This window comes from Phenylobacterium sp., assembly GCF_965229015.1.
GTDB lineage: Bacteria > Pseudomonadota > Alphaproteobacteria > Caulobacterales > Caulobacteraceae > Phenylobacterium.
Genome location: NZ_CBDDIM010000001.1, coordinates 2,773,286 through 2,791,842 on the forward strand (window position 1 = coordinate 2,773,286; position 18,557 = coordinate 2,791,842).

An 18,557-nucleotide genomic window follows, 5' to 3' on the forward strand; every position below is an offset into this window, starting at 1 on the left:
CGTGTATGCCGGTCCTGGCCGCACTATGCGCGCGCGCGTCGCCGCCGCAACTGGTGACGTCGCGTCACGCGGGCCGGGGTTTGGACCCCGGCCGGTCGACGATCCAGGCCAGGGCGGTGAACAGCAGGTAGACGGCGATGGCCGTGGTCCCCAGGCCCACGGGATCGGGATTGGCCGGCTGCAACATGGCGTAGAGTTGCAGGGCCAGCAGCAGGCCGACGAAGATCAGGGCCGGCCAGAGCCCCTGGCCGAGCTTGGCGCGACGCCAGGTCCAGGCCGCGGCCGCCAGGCCCAGCAGGCCGATCTCGACGGCCTGCTCCGGGACCGGATAGTTCCAAAGCCCCAGCCCGACCTTCTCTCCGCCGAACCACAGCTCAAGATCGGGGCGATGCACCAGGAGGTCCGCCAGCCAGTGGGAGAAGACCGTCAGGGCGATCACCACCGCCACCCGCCAGGGCAGGCGCAGGACCAGCCGCGCCAGCAGGGCGGCGCCCACCGACCAGGCGATCGAGGCCGGCAGGCTGTGGGTGTAGGGCATGTGCTCCAGAACGAGCGCGCTCCCGGGCAGGCTGGGATCGACGGTGACCCGCTCGACGCCGGCGGCGATCAGCCCGCCCCAGGCCACGTCGATCAGCTGGCAGCCCAGGACATAGGTCCAGAGCGGCCCGCGCGGCTCGGCGCTCTTGGCCGCCAGCGCGGCGGCGTAGTGGCCCACAAACATCGACGTCCTCCCCAGGATCTTGCCCGATGAGAGCGCCGGAGCTTGGCTGTGCGCAAGTCCCCGCGTTAACGCCCGACTCAGGACTCCGAAACGCGTCCTTTACCCAAGGCCTGTATCAATCCGGGTCAACAAGAGGCCTCGTCCATGTGGCGGCGCCCGGTTCTGGTGGGTGTTTTCAAATGACCAAGACGGTCCTCGTCGTCGATGACGACCCGACACAGCGCAGGCTGATCCAGGCGGTCCTGGAGCGGGAGGGCTTTGTCGCGGTCCACGCCGAGAACGGCGACCAGGCGATCGCCCGGCTGCAGTCGGGCGCGCCGACCGACCTGGTGCTGCTGGACCTGGTGATGCCCGGCATCACCGGCCAGGAGACCCTGAAGGAGATGCGGGCCCGCGGTCACCAGCAGCCGGTGATCGTGGTCACCGCCACCGGCGGCATCGACACCGTGGTCGCCGCCATGCAGGCCGGCGCCTGCGACTTCTTCGTCAAGCCGGCCTCGCCCGAACGCATCATCGTCTCCATCCGCAACGCCCTGAATCTCGGCTCCCTGAAGAGCGAGGTCGAGCGGCTGAAGAAGCACACCACCGGCCGCGCCAGCTTCGCCGACATGGTGGGCGACTCGCCGGCCATGACCATGGTCAAGCGCCTGGGTGAGCGGGCGGCCAAGTCCTCCATCCCCATCCTGATCACCGGCGAGAGCGGGGTCGGCAAGGAAGTGATCGCGCGCGCCGTGCACGGCTCCTCCGACCGCGCCGGCAAGCCCTTCGTGGCGGTGAACTGCGGCGCCATCCCCGAGAACCTGATCGAGTCCATCCTGTTCGGTCACGAGAAGGGCAGCTTCACCGGCGCCACCGACAAGCACCTGGGCAAGTTCCAGGAGGCCAATGGCGGCACCCTGTTCCTGGACGAGGTGGGCGAGCTTCCCCTCGACATGCAGGTCAAGCTGCTGCGGGTGCTGCAGGAGGGCGAGGTTGACGCCATCGGCTCCAAGCGCTCGCTGAAGGTGGATGTCCGCATTGTCTCGGCCACCAACCGCGATCCGGCCCAGGCGGTGAAGGACGGCCTGTTCCGCGAGGACCTGTTCTACCGCCTCAACGTCTTCCCCATCGAGGCCCCGGCCCTGCGCAACCGGCGCGAGGACATCCCGGCCCTGGTGGAGCACTTCATCCGCCGCTTCAATATCGAAGAGGGCAAGTCGGTGGTGGGCGCCTCGCCGGAGACGCTCGCCTTCCTCACCGCCTTCGACTGGCCGGGGAATGTCCGCCAGCTGGAGAATGCGGTCTATCGCGCCATCGTGCTGGCCGATTCGCCCTATCTGCAGCCCTACGACTTCCCGGCCATCTCCGGGGTGGCCGCTCCGCCGCCGGAGGCCGTGTCCCCCACCGCCCTGATGGCCCAGGCGCCGTCCCTGCCGACCGCCCAGCAGCTGATGAGCGAGATCCCGCAGGATTCGCCCGTGCGCATCCTGGACGGCCGCGGCCACCTGCGGACCCTGGAGGAGATCGAGCGCGACCTCATCCAGCTGGCCATCGAGATCTATGCCGGCCACATGAGCGAGGTGGCCCGCCGGCTCGGCATCGGCCGCTCCACCCTCTACCGCAAGGTCCGCGAGCAGGGCCTCGACGGCATCCTGAAGGACGGCGAAGGCGAGGACTCCGCCGCCGTCGCCTGACGGAGGAAGCTCGGGCGGGCCCTCGACAGGGGCCGCCCGCTCCCGCAATGAGGTGAGGTTCAAGCTCGCGTCGGGGCCGTGCTCCGTCGCGTCCGGAGTGAGCCTGCCGATGGTCGACGCCCCCGCCCCCTGGGACCAGGAATTCCTGCCCCCCGCCCCGCCCTGGCAGGGCGCCAGCCAGGCCCTGCTGCGGCCGGCGACCGATCCCTGGGTCAGCGCCTTCGAGGCCGACCCCGAGCACAATTTCAGCCCCGACTACGCCGCGACGCGCGCCTGGTTCGACCGGCTGGAGGCGGCCTCGCCCTGGATCCGCATCGAGGTGTTCGGGACCTCGCCGGAGGGGCGGCCGATCTATGCGGTGATCGCCAGCAAGGACGGCGAAGCCTTCGATCCGAAGAAGCCGGTGCTGCTGGCCCAGGCCGGCATCCACCCGGGCGAGATCGACGGCAAGGACGCGGGCATGATGCTGCTGCGCGACATCTGCTTCTATGGGAAGGACGCCCTGCTGGACGGGGCCAACCTGATCCTGGCGCCGATCCTCAGCGTCGACGGCCATGAGCGGGCCTCGGCCTATTCGCGGCCCAACCAGCGGGGTCCGCGCATCCAGGGCTGGCGCAACACGGCCACGAACCAGAACCTCAACCGCGACTACATGAAGCTGGACCAGCCGGAGATGCAGGCCGCGCGGGGCCTGCTCAACAAATACCGGCCCGACCTCTATGTGGACATCCACGTCACCGACGGCCTCGATTACCAGTACGACCTGACCTACGGCTACAATGGCGAGGAGCGGTCCTGGTCGCGGTCGCCGGCCATCGCCAAATGGCTCGACGATGTCTTCAAGCCGGTGATGAACGGGGCCCTGGAGGCCGAGGGCCACATCCCCGGCGAGCTGGTGTTCGGCCTGGACGACGACGACCCAAAGGCCGGGCTGTCGGACGGCGGACTCGGCGAGCGGTTCTCCAACGGCTGGGGCGCGGCCGCCCACGTCCCCACCATCCTGATCGAGAATCACAGCCTCAAGCCCCACGCCCAGCGGGTGCTGGCGACCTATGTGTTCCTGGAAACGGCGCTGAAACTGCTGGCCGACAAGGGGGCGGGCCTGCGCGCGGCGATCACGGCGGACAGGGCCCTGCGACCGGCGCAGATCCCGGCCAACTTCGTCCAGGCCAAGGCGCCGGCGCGGACCCGCAGCTTCAAGGGCATCAAGTACGACACCTATGAGAGCCCGGCCTCGGGGCGCCGCGAGATCCGCTGGCTGGGGGAGCCGGACCCGGAGCCCTGGTCCCTGCCCCACTTCCTGTCGGAACCGACCCTGACCCTGGCCCGGCCGGCCGCCTATTGGGTTCCGGGCTACCGGGCCGACCTGATCGAGCGCCTGGCCCTGCACGGCGTGGAGATGGCGGCGCTCACCGAGCCCAGGACGGTCAGTGTGGACATGCTGCGCCTGACCGCGCCGAAGATCGCCAGCCAGGCGGCCGAGGGGCACGTGGCGATCACCGCCAGGGACGTGACCACCGAGCGCCGCGACTGGGTCTTCGCCCCCGGCTCGGTGCGGGTCTCCACCGACCAGCCCCTGGGGGACCTGGTGGTCCTGCTGCTGGAGCCTCAATCCAGCGAGAGCTTTTTTTCCTGGGGCATGATCCCCGAGGTGCTGACCCGGGTGGAATATATCGAGGCCTACGCCATCGCCCCCCTGGCCGACCGAATGCTGGCGGCCGACGCGGGGCTACGGGCGGAATTCGAGGCGAGGCTGGCCGCCGAACCGGCGTTCGCCAAGGACGCCGCCGCGCGCCTGGCCTGGTTCTATGAGCGCACGCCCTTCTACGACGACCGCTACCTGCTCTATCCGATCGGCCGCGAGGTCTGAGGCCCTAGTGGCCGCCCTCGACCCAGGTCACGCCGGCCTTGCGGAAGGCCTCGGCCAGGGCCTCCTCCAGGTCGATGGCTTCCCAGCGTTTGAGGGGATTGAGGTGTTCGACCACGTCGGGGAGCAGGCGGACGCCAAAGCGGTTCACCCATCGGCTGGCCTTGTAGCCGGTCTTGTGCTGGTCGAAGCGCAGGTCGGGATCGCGGGAGGTCTCACCCACATAGAGGCCCCAGCGGCAGGGCCGCCGCGAATCCTCCAGCAGCACCACATAGACCGCGTGGCCCGCCCCGCGCGACTTCAGGGTCGTGGCGCGCAGGGTGAGCGCCGCGCGCCTCGCCCTGGCGATCAGCTCGGGAAGGGTGTCCCCGGAGGTCACGCCTAGGCGCCGTCCTTGTCGGCCTTGGGCGGCCCGCGCCGCTTGAAGCCGCGCCGAGCCGGCGGCGGCTTCTTCTCGCCCTTGGCCTTGGCGACGATCTCTTTGAGCTTGATGTGCTGCATCACCGAGAAGGCCTCGCCCGCGCCGCCCTTCTCGGGGTCGGCGAAGGCGCGGCCGTAGGTCTTCACCCGCTCGGTGACCGATTCGAGGAACTCGCCCTCCCAGTCGGAGAGCTTGACGCCGGCCTTATCGGCCGTGCGCTGGGCGCGTTTCAGGGCGTTCAGCGCGGCCCGCTGGGCCTGCGCCTTCCGATCTGGCGGGCCCCGCTTCAAATCACTCCGAGCGCGGAGAGATAGAGGTCGAGGATGGCGTCTTCCTCCTGGCGCTTGGCGGCGTCCTGCTTGCGGATGCGGATCACCTTGCGCAGGATCTTGACGTCGAAGCCGTTGCCCTTGGCCTCGGCGAAGACCTCCTTGATCTGCTCGGCGATCTCCGACTTCTCCTGCTCGAGGCGCTCGATGCGCTCGATGATGCTCTTCAGCTGGCCCTGGGCCGTCTGGTTCAGGATGTCGGCGTGGGAAGCGTCGTCGGCCATGGGAGCTCGCGGATAGGAGGCTGGAAAGCGGCGGACACTAGAGCGCGACAGCCGAAAGTGGAAGCCGGTTTCGGCGGCCGTCGCGCTCCAGGCTCTTAAAACGACCCCTTCTTATCTCATTAAAATCATTGATTTTAATGAGGAAGGGCGTCGGCCTCAGGGTCGGTCTCTGTCATCCGCTCTGAACCTTCACCGCGGCGATCCGTTGAGACGGAACGCCGCGGAGCTTCCCATGACCACATCCCCCAAGCGCCCCAGCCAGCAGGAGGCCGAGGCCGCCGTCCGCACCCTCATCGAATGGGCCGGCGACGATCCCGACCGCGAGGGCCTCAAGGAGACCCCGGCGCGGGTGGCGCGGTCCTACAAGGAGCTGTTCTCCGGCTACGAGACCGACCCCAAGGACTACCTGGCCCGCACCTTCGAGGAGGTCGGCGGCTATGACGAGCTGGTGATCCTGAAAGACATCCGGGTGGTGAGCTTCTGCGAGCACCACATGCTGCCCTTCCTGGGGACCGCCCATGTCGGCTACCTGCCCAACGACCGGGTGGTGGGGATCTCCAAGCTGGCCCGCGTGGTCCACGGCTTCGCCCGCCGGCTGCAGATCCAGGAGAAGCTCACCGCCGACATCGCCGGCGCCATCCAGGACATCCTGGCGCCCAAGGGGGTGGGGGTGGTGATCGTCTCCGAGCACAGCTGCATGACCATGCGCGGGGTCAACACCCCGGGCTCCCGCCTGACCACCAGCCATCTGCTGGGCGAAGTCCGCGACGATCCCCGCACGCGGCAGGAATTCTTCGACCTCGTCCGCGGCTAGGGCGCGGCGCGTTCCTTCACCCGGGCCCTGTCGCGGACCTTGTCGGAGGGAAAGACCACCAGCCGGTCGCCCGCCTTCAGGCCCGACAGCACCTCGGCCTCGCGGTCGGTCAGGGCGCCCACCTTGATGGGGGTCAGCCGCGCCCGGCCGTCCTCAATTCGATAGACCGCCCAGCCGCCGTCGGCGCGCACCAGGGCGCCGAGGGGGGCCTTCAGGGCGTGGGGCGCCCGGCGCAGGATCACCCGGCCCCAAACGCGGTAGCCCGGACCCAGCCGCGCCCAGGTCGCCGGCGGGCCGGTGAGCTGCAGCAGCACCCGCACCCTCTGCTCCTCGACCCCCAGGGCCGAGGTCTTGGTGAAGGCCTGGGGCTCCACCCGGCGCACCATCGCCGGCAGGGTTCCGGGACCGCCCCAGTCGTAGATCGCGGCGGGCATGCCCTCGGCGATCCGCACCGCGTCCTGGGACAGGAACTCGATGGCCGCCTCCAGGCCGCTCTGATCGCTCACCTCCAGCAGGGGCGCCCCCATGGCCAGCGGCGCGGCGCTCTCCTGCAGCACCCGGGTGACATAGCCCGACGCGGGCGAGGTCACCGGCACCGCCTGTCCGTCGCCGGCGTCGGGGCCCAGCAGGGCGCCGCGCGCCACCGCCAGCTCCGAGCGCCGGACCGACAGTTGCGCGGCCGCGGCCCGCACCGCCGCGCGGCTGGCGCGGCTCTGGGCCTCGGCGGAATCCAGGGCCTGGCGGGCGGCGAAGCCCTTTTCGGCCAGGACGCGGACCCGGGCGAGGTCGCCGTCGGCCTTGCGCGCCTGCGCCGTCAGTTCCTCCTGCTGAGCCTGGGCCGCGCCGACCGCAGCCTGCGCGGCCGTGACGGTCGCCTCGGCCTGGGCCCTGGCCCGGGGGTCCAGCAGGTCGGCGCTGGCCGGGCGGATCCTGGCCACCACCGTCGTTCCCGCCACGACCCGGTCGCCCACGTGCAGCTCCACCCGCTCCAGCCGGCCGGAAACCGGGGCGGCCACCAGATAGGCCTCCCGCACCCGGGCCAGCCCCTGGTCGGCGACGCTCTGGGCGATGGGGCCGACGGCCGCGGTCCCTACGTCCACCGGCACCGGCCGGGGGGCCAGCAGCAAGGCCAGGGCGCCGGCGGCCACCGCCGCCGCCGCGCCTCCCAGCGCCCATCTCACCCACTTGATGTCGGCCACGGCTCTACTCCCTGGTCTTCAGAACGCTTACGAGGTCGAGGCCCCAGACTCGGCGCACCACCAGCACCCCGCCCAGCAGCACGGCGCTCAGATAGGCGGCGATCGCCAGGCCGTAGCTCTGGGCGGTGATCACCGCCGGCAGCCGCAGTTCGTCGCGGGAATAGGCGGCCACCAGGCCATGGGCCAGGGCCTGTCCCCCCAGAATTCCCAGGGGAACCGCCGCCAGGGCCAGGATCACCAGCTCGCCGGCCAGGATATAGGCGCACTCGCCGTGACCGAATCCCAGGACGTGCAGGGTGGCCAGGTCCCGCGACCGCTCCGACAGCGAGATGCGGGTGACGTTGTAGGCCACCCCGAAGGCGATGGCGGCGGCGAAGCCGACATAGAAGGTCAGGGTCGTGCGGAAGGCCTCGGCCATGGCCTGGCGCCAGGCGGCCACGGTCTCGTCGCGCGACGAGGCCCCGACGATGCCGGGCCTGGCCTCCACGGCGCGATAGAAGGCCGGCCGCGCGTCGGCCGCCACCAGCAGCTCGGCGCGGTTGGCCAGGTCGCCCTCCCCCATCAGCCGGTTCAGGGCGCGGCGGTCCAGATAGGCGGCGAAGCCGCTGTAGTCGCGGGCCAGCCCCGTGATGGTCATCAGGGCGCTGGGGGCGCGTCCGTCCAGCACCTCCACCCAGACCTGGTCGCCGGGATGCAGACCCAGGCGCCCGGCCAGGGCCTCGCTCACCACCAGGCCGTCGCCCTTGAAGGGGATGGGCCGGTCGCGAGCGTCCAGGGGCTGCTGCAGCCGCGCCTCGGACTCCAGCCCCACCAGGCGGGTGGTCTCCTCGCGTCCGGCGGCCTTCAGACGGGCGGCGACGACCCGCACCGGCTCGGCCGCGGTCACCCCGGGCAGGCGGCCGATCTCGGTCACCGCGGCGATCCCACGCGCCTCGGCCAGGCCCACCGACTCCGTCCAGCGCTGGGTGCGGAAATAGGCCTGGTCCACCACCTGATCGAGGCTGTCGAACATGAACTGGGTCCCCACCAGCAGGGACAGGCTGGAGGCCAGGCCGAGGGCGGCCAGGGCGCCCCGCATCGGGAACCGCTCGAGGTGGCGCACGACCATCCGGGTGGCCTGGTCGACGCCCTTCCCCCGCACGAGGCGGTCCAGCAGGCCAGCGCGATAGGCCGCGGGGCGGGGCGGCGACATGGCGACGGCCGGCGACAGGGCCGCGGCGCGGCGCACCGCCGTCAGGGATCCGGCCAGGGCCGCCCCCACGGCCACCGCCGAGGCGCCGGCGAAGGCCGGCCAATGGAAGGTCACCTCCAGGACGGGAAAACGGAAATAGTCCCGGTAGAGGTCGACGATGGCCGCCCCCAGGGCGCCGCCCAGGACGCCCCCCGCCAGCGCGCCGGTCAGGCCGATCCCCCCGGCCAGCTTCAGATAGGGCGAGGCCGCCTCCAGGTCGCTGTAGCCGAAGGCCTTGAGCAGGCCGATCTGCTCGCGCTCGGCCTCCACCAGCCGGGTGATCACCAGATGGACCAGGGCCGCGGCGATGAGCAGGAAGATCGGCGGCAGGATGGTGGCCGAGGTGGACAGCTCCTTGAGCTCGGCGTCCAGGAAGGCGTGGGAGGGCTGATCGGCCCGGGCGTAGGCCGCCCGGCCGCCATAGGGCGCCAGCAGCCGGTCGATGTCCTGCAGCACGCCGGCGACCGAGGTCCCCGGGGCCAGGCGGAAGGCCGCGATGTTGAAGGCCCCCGACATCCCGGCCACCCGCTCCACCGCGGGCCGCGGCGCCCACAGCACCCCCTGGTGGGCGTCGTCGGGCATGAAGGACTCGGGAGCCGGCACATAGACATATTCCGGCGACAGGGCCGCCCCGACGATCTTGAAGTCGAAGGTCCGCCCGCCGATCACCGCGCTCAGCTTCTGGCCCAGATGCAGGTGGGCGGCGGTCATGAAGGTCTTGAGGGCCACGGCCTCGTCGGTGCGGGTGGGGTCGGGCAGCCGCCCCTCGACCAGCACGATCCCGTTCAGCGCCGCCCGCTCGTCCTGCGGCAGGGCGATCAGCCGGGCCGTTGCCGGCCGCGCCAGGCCCGGCAGGTCCATCAGCCCCACCTCGGCGATGCGCACGTCCAGGGCGCTCACCCCCTCGATGGCCGCCAGCTCCCGGGCCAGGGACAGGGGCGCGTGCTTGGCCTGGGCGAAGGCGTCGGCGAACCGGGTCGCCTCGTAGAAATCGGCCTGGGCGGTGGCCAGGGCCCGCTGGGCCGAGAAGGACATCACCGCCACCGAGACCCCGCAGGCGATCAGCAGGGCGATGGCCAGCACCTGCCACTTCATCCGCCACAGGTCGCGCAGCACCTTGCGGTCCAGGGGGGCGGGCCTCACCAGGCCATCTCCCTGGGGGCGATCTTGTGGGGGTTGGCGGCCGCCTCGGTGATCTGGCCGTCGCGGAAGCGGATGATCCGGTCGGCCATGGCCCCGATGGAGGTGTTGTGGGAGACGATCATGGTGGTCGCCCCCACCGCGGCGGTGACCTCGGCGATGGCCTCCAGCACGCGGACCCCGCTCTCGCTGTCGAGGGACCCGGTGGGTTCGTCGCAGAACAGCAGCTCGGGCCGCTTGGCGATGGCGCGGGCCACGGCCACCCGCTGCTGCTCGCCGCCGGAGAGCTGGGCGGGGAAGTGGTCCAGCCGCTCGGCCAGGCCGACGCGGGCCAGCGCCTCCTCGGGCGGCATGGGATCGCGGGAGATCTCGGTGATCAGGGCAACGTTCTCCCGCGCCGTCAGGCTGGGGACCAGGTTGAAGAACTGGAAGATAAAGCCGACGCTGGCCCGCCGGTAGCGGGTCAGCTCCCGGTCGCTGGCGGTGGTCAGCTCCAGGTCATGGAAGCGCGCCGAGCCCGAACTCGCCCGGTCCAGGCCCCCCAGAATGTTGAGCAGGGTCGACTTGCCCGAGCCCGAGGGCCCCAGCAGCACCAGGGTCTCGCCCTTGGCGATCTGCAGATCGACGCCGCGCAGGGCGTGCACCTCCCCGGCCTCGGTCCTGTAGACCTTGGCCAGGCCCCGGATGTCGAAGGCCGGCGTCGTATCGGAGGAATCCATGTCCGGCCCCGGAACCTGCGCCTGACCGGCGCATCAGGCTGGACCCTGGCCGGACGAGGGCGCGGCGGCCTTGATCCGGGTCAACCCTAGGTGAGCACCTCCAGGCGCTCCATGCCCCGGAAGAAGGGCAGTTTGCGCCATTCGGGGGTCTCGTCCGGATGGGCGAGCTTCAGGTCCGGGAAGCGGTCGAACAGCAGGGTGAGGGCCACCTGGGCCTCCAGCCGGGCCAGGGGCGCGCCGATGCAGATATGGGCGCCGCCGCCGAAGGCCACGTGGGGCCTGTGCTTGCGGGTGACGTCGAAGCGGTGCGGGTCTTCATAGACCTCCGGATCGCGGTTGGCGGCCCGCAGGGAGAGGGTCATGGCCTGGCCGGCCTTCACCGGACAGCCCCCCACCTCCATGTCGGCCGACGCGATGCGGCCGGTGATGTCCACCGGCGGCTCGTAGCGCAGCACCTCCTCCACCAGGCCGTTGATGATCTTCGGATCGGCCTTCAGCTTGGCCAGCTCCGCCGGGTGGAGCAGCAGCAGGCGCACGGCGTTGCCGATCAGGTCGGTGGTGGTGAGATTGCCGCCGATCAGCAGGGCCGTCAGGTTGATGCGCAGCTCGTCGTCGCTGAGGTCCGCGCCGGCCGCCTGCAGCCCCACCATGTCGCTGATCAGGTCGTCGCGGGGCGCGACCCGGCGCGCGGCGATGGTCTGGGTGAAGTAGTTCGACAGCGCCGCGCTGGCGGTTTCCATCACCGCGGTCTGCTCGGGGGTGCGGAACGGGTTCAGGCCCTGGATGCTGCCCTCCGACCATTCGCGGAACTCCGCCAGGCGGTCATGGTCGACCCCCAGGATCGAGGCGATGGCGTCGATGGGGATCGGGACGCAGAAGGCCGCCATCAGGTCGAGGCCGGGCTTGCCCGCCATGCGGTCCAGGGCCTCGCCGACGATGCGCTCCACCTCCGGGCGGAAGCGGGCCACCCGGGCGTAGAGGGCCTGCGCCAGGGGCTGGCGGATGCGGGCGTGGTCGGGGTCGTCCAGGGTCAGGATGCTGGCCTGGCTGGTGCGCGGCAGGCTGGGATCGTAGCCCTGGGTCTGTTGCCGCTGGAACATGGCCGCGGGTTCGGCCCGCAGCGGATCGCGCCACAGCTCCCGGTCCGAGACGATGGCGCGCACGTCGCCATAGCGGCTGATCACGAAGTTGCCGGAGACGGTGTCGCGATGCACCGGACATCGGGTGCGCAGGTCGTCCAGCACCGCGTGGGGGTCGGCGCGATAGGTCTCGTTGAGCGGCGTCAGGTCGATCATCGAGGGGAGAGGCTGGGAGGTCATCGCCACGGTCCTTCAGTCGATGGCCCACCCTGCTCCGGAAGCCCCGCGGCTCGCAAGGGTGACCCAGCGTCGGCTTGCCGACCCCCATGCATCCAAAGCCGGCCTTGCGCGGTTAAGCCTCTCGGCCTCATTCGAGGCGGGAGCGCTCTGGCCTTCCCGTCGGCTGGGTGGGCGCTGCAGACCCTGAACACCAACGGAGAACCCCATGCGCCTCGCCCTGATCCTCTCGGCGGCTGTCGCCAGCCTCACCCTGGCCGCCTGCTCGCAGAAGACCGAAGACCACGCCGCCGCCGCCGCCGACCAGGCCGGCGCCGCGGCCTCCTCGGCCGCCAACGACACCGCGGCCAACGCCGACGCGGCCGCCGCCAACACCGCCGCGGCGGTGGACAACGCCGCGGCCAACACCGCCGACGCCGCGGGCACGGCGGCCCGCAAGGCCGACGCCGCCGCCGACGCGGCCGCCAAGACCCAATAGTCGAACCAAGTCAGCCCCCGGCGCCTGAGACGCCGGGGGCTTGATTTCGCTAGTTCAGGCGCTTCTTCAGGGCGCTGATGCTGTCATGGTCGGCCTTGATGTCGGCGAAGGCGCGGCTGACCACCTCGCGGACCGTCGCGGGCAGGTCGTCCTCGGCCAGGGCCTTCTCGAACTTGGCCTTGATGAAGTCCTCGCCGCGCTCGACCTCGTTGATGATCGCCTTCTCGTCATGCCCCAGGACGGCGGCCTTCAGGTCGACGAACATGTTGTGCGCCTTGCCGAGCACGGACTGGTCGTCCTCAGGCTCGCCGCCGAAGGTGCGAACCTCCTGCTGCAGTTCGCCGGTCAGCTTCATGCGCTTCAGCGAGCGCTCGCTGAACATGGTCTTGTACTGGGTGTCCTCGGAACTGTGGGCGGCTTCCTTGTAGCCGCGGGCGCTGTCGAGGGTGGTTTCGATCAGGCTGTTCAGGACCTTCACGGCGTGTTCGGCGGGGGTGCTCATGGGCGATCTCCTTGCTGGTGACCGCTCCACAACATGCGCCGCCGCCGCCGGTTCCTCGGCGGGACGTCAGACCTGCAACAGGCCGCGCGCCACCAGGGCCGGCCGCAGGGCCGCCGGATCGGTGAAGTGGTGGGTGTCGATGCCGAAGGCCCGGGCGCTCTCGACGTTGGCCAGGCCGTCATCGATGAAGAAGATGTCCTCCGGCGCCAGGCCGAAGCGCTCACAGGTCAGCGCATAGATGCGCGGGTCGGGCTTGATCATGCCCTCGCGGCCCGAGACCACGATGTCGGCCAGGCGCCCGAAGGCCGGGCTCATGGCCATGGTGCCCTCGAAGGTCTCGTCGGACATGTTGGTCAGGCCGTATTGCGGCACCCCGGCCGCGTGCAGGGCCTCGATGGCCGCCTCGCTCTCCGGGATGGTTCCGGAGAACATGTCCCACCAGCGGGTCTCCCAGGCCTCGATCTCTTCGCGGTATTCCGGGAACTGGGAGATCAGCGGCTTGCGATTGTCGGCGAAGCTGACGCCGAGGTCGTGGTTCACGTGCCAGATCATGGTGCAGACCGACGACAAAAACCGGTCGCAAGCGACCGGCTCTGGAAAGATCTGGGAATAGAGCGTGCGCGGATTCCAGCGCACGACCACATTACCAACGTCCCAGATGACCGCCTTCGGCATCCGGGACCCCGGCCGCCTCAGCCTTGCTTGGCTTTGAAGCGCGGGTTGGTCTTGTTGATGATGTAGACGACGCCCTTGCGGCGCACGAGCTTGCAGTCGCGGTGACGCGTCTTGAGCGACTTGAGCGAGCTTCGAACCTTCATGACCGTATCTTCTTAAAGACCAGGCTCTCGCCCGGGGGTGTCTACAAGAGCCGGCGCATATACGAGGCGGCGGCGGATGAGTCAACGGCGGGCGGGCGTTGTGGCGCCCGCGCCGCTCGTCTCTACAGCTCGATCATGTCGAACTCGGCCTTGGCGGTGCCGCACAGGGGGCAGACCCAGGTGTCGGGGATGTCGGCCCAGCGGGTTCCCGGCGCCAGGCCCTCGCCCGGATCGCCGAACTCTTCCTCATAGATGTAGCCGCAGGTGCGGCACTGCCAGGTCTTGAAGGGCTCGGACACGGGCGGGCTCAATGCATCTTGAAGCGGATCGGAACCGACTTGGGCCCGCAGACGAAACTGGCCGTCATGTTGCGCGGCGCGCCGTCCAGTTCAACCGACTCCAGGCGCGCGAACAGCTCCTCCCAGAGGACGCGCATCTCCATCCGGGCCAGGTGCTGGCCCAGGCACACGTGGGCGCCGTAGCCGAAGGCCACGTGCTTGTTGGGGGTGCGCTCGACGTTGAACTTGAAGGGGTCGGCGAACACCGCCTCGTCGCGGTTGCCGGAGGGATAGGACAGCATCATCCAGTCGCCCTTGGCGATCTTCTTGCCCGCCAACTCGGCGTCGGCCGTGGCCGTGCGCATGAAGTGCTTCACCGGCGTCACCCAGCGGATCGACTCCTCGATCAGGCCGGGGATCAGGCTCGGGTCGGCCTTCACCTTGGCGAACTGCTCGGGATTCTCGGCCAGCGCCCACAGGGCCCCGGCGGTGGTCGATGAGGTGGTGTCATGGCCGGCGGTGGCGGCGATGATGTAATAGCTCATGGCCTCCAGGTGGCCGAGCGGCTGGCCGTTGACCGTGCCATTGGCGATGACGCTGGCCAGGTCGTTGCGGGGATTGATCCGGCGATCCTCGGTGATGGCGTTGAAATACAGCATGAAGTCCATCACCACCGACTGGATGGTGTCGACGCCCTCGTCGGTGGTCTGGGCCGTGTCGCCCGTCCGGTTCAGCTCGGGGTCGGCGCTGCCGAACAGCTCCTGGGTCAGCTTCAGCATCCGGGGCTCGTCGGATTCCGGCACCCCGATCACCTCCATGATCACGTGCAGCGGATAGAGGAAGGCCACGTCGCGGGCGAAGTCGCACTGGGTTCCGTGGGCGGCCATGCGGTCGACGAAGCCGCGGGCGATCTCGCGGATCCGCGCCTCAAGGGGGCGCAGGCTCTGCGGCACGAAGGAGCCCTGGGTCAGGCGCCGGTAGGCCATGTGGTCGGGGTTGTCCATCTGCACCAGGGAGCGGACCAGGTGCGGGCTGCCGCCCATCATCTCGCGCACCTTCTTGTCGGCCTCGATGGTGGTGAGCACGGTGGAGCGGTCGCCGTTGTGGAACAGCTCGTTCTGGCGTTCGACCTCGAGGATGTCGGCGTGGCGCGTGACCACCCAGAAGGGGTCGAACCCCTCGGGCTGGGCCTGCTCCAGGGGCGCCTCCTTGCGCAGCCAGGCGAAGGCGTCGTCCACCTGCTTTCCGTCCGCATAGGCGCGGGGATCGACGATGGTCTGGGCGATATCGGACGGGATGGTCATGCGCGTTTCCAGCCTTGCTTGTCTTGGAGCGGGCACGGTCAAGCGCGACCCACTTGTTAGTTGTCCAACAACTTTCTAGAATCCGCAACATGGTCACGACATTGACGAAGGTCAAAGCGCGCCGGAGCCAGGCCCAACGGCGCGACGAGTCCGAACGCCGGCTGCTGGCGGCCGCCGCCGAGCTGGTGGTGGAGCGCGGCATGGGCGCGGCCACCTTCGAGAACATCGGCGCCCGGGCCGGCTACAGCCGCGGCCTGGTCACCCAGCGGTTCGGCTCCAAGCGGGGCCTGATCGAGGCCCTGATCGCCGATCTGCAGGGCCGCCTCGGGGGTCTGCTGGAGGACCGGCGCGTCGACGAGCTGAACGGCCTGGAGGCGGTCCTGGCCTATGTCGACGTCTTCCTGGCCGCCCTGGACAGGGACGGCGAGCTGCGGGCCTATTTCGTGGTCCTGGCCGCCGCCGTGGCCGACGTCTCGGAGCTGCGGGCGCCCTTCGCCGCGGCCCACAAACAGGTGGAGCAGGCCCTTGAGTCCTTCTTCCTGCGCGGCCAGGCCGAGGGCGCGGTGCGGGCCGGCATCGACGCCGACGCCGCGGCCCTGATCACCGGCGCCCTGCTGTTTGGCCTGTCCATGCAACTGCTGCTGGACCCGATGATGGACCTCGCCCCGCTCCGCGAGACCAGCCTGATGACCCTGCGGCTCAGCTTCGCGGCCTAGGGCGTGACGGCCCGAAGCGGCTGCCGGGTCAGGCGGCCGTCACGCTCTAACCAGGAACGACGCCCCTCACGCGCCGCGCACGAGCGGCTGTTCGCCCCTGACGGGCTTGTGATTGAGTCGCAGGCGCGGTCACCGCTAGGTTGCCCCGATGGATCGTCGCTGTTTCCTCGTTCTGCTCCTGGCCGGTTGCGCCGACCCGTCGGCCAATCTCGTGCCGACGGTCAGCCCCATGCCGCCCGTCCCCACGCCGCAGCAGCCGGCGCCGGCCGCCCCGCCCACCCAGTCGGGCGACATGACCTTCGACGAGTGGGCCCGCGACTTCTACATGCGCGCGGTGAAGGCCGGCCTGCCGCCGGCCCTGCTGGACCGCGAGCTGGCGGGCCTGACGCCCGATCCGCGGGTCAACAGCCTCGACACCCGCCAGCCGGAATTCGCCAAGCCCTTCGGCGACTACATCAAGGGCGTGGTCAGCGAGGACCGGGTGGCCATAGCCGCCCGCCGCAAGCCGGCGCTCGCCCCCACCCTGGCCCAGATCGAGGACCGCTACGGCGTGCCCGGCGACATCCTGATGGCCATCTGGGCCATGGAGACCGGCTTCGGCGCGGTGATGGGGGATTTCGACGTCGTCCGCTCCATGGCCACCCTGGCCGCCCAGGGCCGCCGCCGGGCCTTCGCCGAGGATCAGCTGATGGCCGCCTTGCGGATCATCGGCTCCGGCGAGTTCCCCCGCGACCGCCTGCGCGGGTCCTGGGCCGGCGCCATGGGCCAGACCCAGTTCATCCCCACCAGCTTCCTGGCCACCGCGGTGGACGGCGACGGCGACGGCCGCCGCGACGTCTGGGGCTCGGCCCCCGACGCCCTGGCCTCGGCCGCCAACCTGCTGGCCAAGGGCGGCTGGCAGCGCGGTCAGGGCTGGGCCCGCGAGGTGATCCTGCCCGAGGGCTTCGACTACAGCCTCACCGAGGGCCCGCGCGAGACGCCGGACTGGTGGGCCCAGCTCGGGGTGCGCCGCGCCGACGGCCTGCCCTGGAGTTCCGGCGACCAGGGGTCCAAGGCGATGCTGATCGCGCCGACCGGCGCCCAGGGCCCCTGCTTCCTGCTGTTCCCGAACCACTTCGTGATCCGCAAGTACAACAACGCCACCACCTATGCGCTGGGCGTCGGCCTGCTGGCCGACCGCTTCGGCGGCATGGGGCCGCTGGTGAAGCCGTGGCCCTATGAGAGCGCCCTGTCGCTGGGGGACCGCATCGTCACCCAGCGGGCTCTGGCCCAACTCGGCTTCGATCCCGGCCAGCCTGACGGAGTGGTGGGGGTCAATACCCGCACCGCCCTGCGCAACTGGCAGAAGTCCCGCGGCCTGACGGCCGACGGCTACCTGTCCCAGGACATGGTCAGCCGGCTGAAGGCCGAGGCCAATATCCTCTAGAGGGAGCCCTCGTCGCTCTTCTCCAGGGTGGCCATGGCCGAGTCGGCCTGGGTGGCCGGCTTGGGGTCGGCGTTGGCCAGCTGGCTGTTGCGGAAGGCGTAGACCAGCATGGCCAGCATCATGACCATGTTGAGCACGAAGGGCGCGGCATGGACCCGCTCGTAGAGCAGCACGAAGAGCGGAGCCAGGACCACATTGACCCCGTTCACTGCGGCGATGGCGCCGGCGGCGCGGGCCTGCTCATGCATGCCGACGGCGAGGGACGAGCCGGCCGTGAAGCCCGGCCGGGCCAGGCCGAAGCCCAGGCTTGAGATGGCGTAGCCCGCCACCACGGCGGCGTAGCTCGGCTGGAAGGCGACGATCAGGTTGCCCAGCGCCGCCACCGCCACGCCCCAGCGCAGCAGCTGGCGCGGGGTCATCTCGAACATGCGGATGATCCCCCACTGGGAGAGCAGGCCGGCCATGGCGCCGAACATCATGGCGATGGCGATGAAGCCCTGCGCCTCGGTGGGGGACTTGCCGAGCTTGTCGATGATCAGGAAGCCCAGGGTCTGGCCCTGGGCGGTCTGGCAGACCGCGACGATGAAGCCGTAGATCAGGAAGGGCGTCAGGCGCGGGTCGCGCCACATGGGCGTCTCCTTGCCGGCGGCGTCGGCCTTGGCGTCCATGGTGGGCGCCATCTTCACCGGCTGGGCCGGCATGTGCTGGCTCTCGGGCAGGTACTTCCACACCACGAACAGCATGGAGAGCGCGATCAGCGAGAAGACCAGCATGGGGCCGGCCAGGCCGATGCCGAGGAAGGGCAGGATGAACAGCGGGGCCAGGAACGGTCCGATGACGGTCCCCAGGCCGAAGGCGCCGGCCAGGCTGGACATGGCGGTGGTGCGCTCGGCCACCGGGGTGTGCTCGGCCACATAGGCCTGGGTCGCCGGATTCGAGGCGGCGCCGAACAGCCCGAACAGGGCGCGCGCGAACAGGAAGAAGACGAAGATCACCATGGGCGCGGCCAGCTTGTGCAGGCCCGCGGCCACCACCAGGGCGCAGGCGGCCATGGAGACGGCGAACCCCGTCAGCCCCACCAGCATCAGCGGCTTGCGGCCGTAGCGGTCCGAGGTCCGGGCCCAGTAGGGCGACGATCCGGCCCAAAGCAGGGCCGACAGCGAGAAGACGCCGGCCACCAGGAAGTCGGGAATGCCGATGGAGCGGCCGATGGCCGGCAGCACCGAGATCATCCCCGTATTGCCCATGGCGGTGACCAGGGAGACGCCGAAAATGATCGCGAACGACGACTTGGGGAGGCTGACAGGGACGGACGCGGACTTGGGCATGGATCGGCTGTTACGCCGGCCCGCCGGAGCGCGAAACCCCATAAATCCTCACC

Annotated in this window: 20 protein-coding genes; 6 read left to right on the forward strand and 14 right to left on the reverse strand. The window is 70.3% G+C overall.

All coding sequences use genetic code 11. The features are described 5' to 3' along the window. Positions 1-64 precede the first annotated feature (64 nt). Positions 65-721: a hypothetical protein gene (locus ACO06I_RS13970; protein WP_421933172.1), complete on the reverse strand. Its 657-nt coding sequence runs from the start codon at positions 719-721 to the stop codon at positions 65-67. A 179-nt stretch (positions 722-900) separates the two neighbouring features. Between ACO06I_RS13970 and ACO06I_RS13975 the strand changes: the two genes are divergently transcribed. Together ACO06I_RS13975 and ACO06I_RS13980 are read left to right on the forward strand one after the other, a co-directional pair. Then, the gene (locus ACO06I_RS13975; RefSeq protein ID WP_421933173.1) at positions 901-2,394 is read left to right on the forward strand and encodes a sigma-54-dependent transcriptional regulator; all 1,494 of its coding nucleotides are present in this window, start codon (positions 901-903) and stop codon (positions 2,392-2,394) included. Positions 2,395-2,503: 109 nt separating this feature from the next. Continuing rightward, positions 2,504-4,264, forward strand: a complete 1,761-nt coding sequence (locus ACO06I_RS13980; RefSeq protein WP_421933174.1) for a M14 family metallopeptidase — start codon at positions 2,504-2,506, stop codon at positions 4,262-4,264. Between the two features lie 4 nt (positions 4,265-4,268). Here ACO06I_RS13980 and ACO06I_RS13985 read toward each other — a convergent pair whose 3' ends face one another. The 3 genes from ACO06I_RS13985 to ACO06I_RS13995 are packed head-to-tail and all read right to left on the reverse strand — an operon-like array spanning position 4,269 to position 5,235. Then, a complete protein-coding gene (locus ACO06I_RS13985) occupies positions 4,269-4,640 on the reverse strand; it encodes a hypothetical protein (RefSeq protein WP_421933175.1) in 372 nt (123 codons plus the stop codon). 2 nt (positions 4,641-4,642) lie between these two features. Then, positions 4,643-4,972: a hypothetical protein gene (locus tag ACO06I_RS13990; RefSeq protein ID WP_421933176.1), complete on the reverse strand. Its 330-nt coding sequence runs from the start codon at positions 4,970-4,972 to the stop codon at positions 4,643-4,645. Next, positions 4,969-5,235: a DUF2312 domain-containing protein gene (locus ACO06I_RS13995; protein ID WP_215338304.1), complete on the reverse strand. Its 267-nt coding sequence runs from the start codon at positions 5,233-5,235 to the stop codon at positions 4,969-4,971. Before ACO06I_RS13995 ends, ACO06I_RS13990 begins: the two co-directional genes overlap by 4 nt. A gap of 232 nt (positions 5,236-5,467) precedes the next feature. Between ACO06I_RS13995 and folE the strand changes: the two genes are divergently transcribed. Further along, positions 5,468-6,049: a GTP cyclohydrolase I FolE gene (folE, locus tag ACO06I_RS14000; RefSeq protein ID WP_421933177.1), complete on the forward strand. Its 582-nt coding sequence runs from the start codon at positions 5,468-5,470 to the stop codon at positions 6,047-6,049. On the opposite strand, the gene ACO06I_RS14005 is transcribed toward folE, so the two are convergent. The 4 genes from ACO06I_RS14005 to ACO06I_RS14020 all read right to left on the reverse strand — a co-directional run bounded on the left by ACO06I_RS14005 (position 6,046) and on the right by ACO06I_RS14020 (position 11,657). Then, complete coding sequence (locus ACO06I_RS14005) at positions 6,046-7,248, reverse strand: efflux RND transporter periplasmic adaptor subunit (RefSeq protein ID WP_421933178.1); 1,203 nt, start codon at positions 7,246-7,248, stop codon at positions 6,046-6,048. The genes folE and ACO06I_RS14005 overlap by 4 nt on opposite strands. Before the next feature lie 4 nt (positions 7,249-7,252). Then, positions 7,253-9,622, reverse strand: a complete 2,370-nt coding sequence (locus ACO06I_RS14010) for an FtsX-like permease family protein (RefSeq protein ID WP_421933179.1) — start codon at positions 9,620-9,622, stop codon at positions 7,253-7,255. After that, complete coding sequence (locus ACO06I_RS14015) at positions 9,619-10,338, reverse strand: ABC transporter ATP-binding protein (protein WP_421933180.1); 720 nt, start codon at positions 10,336-10,338, stop codon at positions 9,619-9,621. Before ACO06I_RS14015 ends, ACO06I_RS14010 begins: the two co-directional genes overlap by 4 nt. A gap of 86 nt (positions 10,339-10,424) precedes the next feature. Further along, a complete protein-coding gene (locus tag ACO06I_RS14020) occupies positions 10,425-11,657 on the reverse strand; it encodes a cytochrome P450 (RefSeq protein ID WP_421933181.1) in 1,233 nt (410 codons plus the stop codon). A 205-nt stretch (positions 11,658-11,862) separates the two neighbouring features. Between ACO06I_RS14020 and ACO06I_RS14025 the strand changes: the two genes are divergently transcribed. Then, positions 11,863-12,132, forward strand: a complete 270-nt coding sequence (locus tag ACO06I_RS14025) for a hypothetical protein (protein ID WP_421933182.1) — start codon at positions 11,863-11,865, stop codon at positions 12,130-12,132. Between the two features lie 49 nt (positions 12,133-12,181). Here the strand turns inward: ACO06I_RS14025 and ACO06I_RS14030 are convergent, their stop codons facing one another. The 5 genes from ACO06I_RS14030 to ACO06I_RS14050 all read right to left on the reverse strand — a co-directional run bounded on the left by ACO06I_RS14030 (position 12,182) and on the right by ACO06I_RS14050 (position 15,034). Then, the gene (locus tag ACO06I_RS14030; protein ID WP_421933183.1) at positions 12,182-12,634 is read right to left on the reverse strand and encodes a PA2169 family four-helix-bundle protein; all 453 of its coding nucleotides are present in this window, start codon (positions 12,632-12,634) and stop codon (positions 12,182-12,184) included. 66 nt (positions 12,635-12,700) lie between these two features. Continuing rightward, positions 12,701-13,309: an HAD family hydrolase gene (locus ACO06I_RS14035; RefSeq protein ID WP_421933184.1), complete on the reverse strand. Its 609-nt coding sequence runs from the start codon at positions 13,307-13,309 to the stop codon at positions 12,701-12,703. A gap of 17 nt (positions 13,310-13,326) precedes the next feature. Next, a complete protein-coding gene (gene ykgO, locus ACO06I_RS14040; protein WP_111456358.1) occupies positions 13,327-13,452 on the reverse strand; it encodes a type B 50S ribosomal protein L36 in 126 nt (41 codons plus the stop codon). 122 nt (positions 13,453-13,574) lie between these two features. Then, positions 13,575-13,751: a rubredoxin gene (locus tag ACO06I_RS14045; protein WP_421933185.1), complete on the reverse strand. Its 177-nt coding sequence runs from the start codon at positions 13,749-13,751 to the stop codon at positions 13,575-13,577. 8 nt (positions 13,752-13,759) lie between these two features. Next, entirely contained in the window at positions 13,760-15,034 is a 1,275-nt protein-coding gene (locus ACO06I_RS14050; protein ID WP_421933186.1) for a cytochrome P450, read from the reverse strand. A gap of 89 nt (positions 15,035-15,123) precedes the next feature. Here ACO06I_RS14050 and ACO06I_RS14055 point away from each other — a divergent pair, with 89 nt between their 5' ends. Together ACO06I_RS14055 and ACO06I_RS14060 are read left to right on the forward strand one after the other, a co-directional pair. Next, positions 15,124-15,750 (forward strand): TetR/AcrR family transcriptional regulator, encoded by a 627-nt coding sequence (locus ACO06I_RS14055; protein ID WP_421933187.1) that lies wholly within the window; start codon positions 15,124-15,126, stop codon positions 15,748-15,750. A gap of 148 nt (positions 15,751-15,898) precedes the next feature. After that, the gene (locus ACO06I_RS14060; RefSeq protein ID WP_421933188.1) at positions 15,899-17,176 is read left to right on the forward strand and encodes a lytic murein transglycosylase; all 1,278 of its coding nucleotides are present in this window, start codon (positions 15,899-15,901) and stop codon (positions 17,174-17,176) included. Here ACO06I_RS14060 and ACO06I_RS14065 read toward each other — a convergent pair. Continuing rightward, positions 17,173-18,504, reverse strand: coding sequence for an MFS transporter (locus ACO06I_RS14065; protein WP_421933189.1), 1,332 nt, complete (start codon positions 18,502-18,504; stop codon positions 17,173-17,175). The genes ACO06I_RS14060 and ACO06I_RS14065 overlap by 4 nt on opposite strands. Positions 18,505-18,557: the final 53 nt, after the last annotated feature.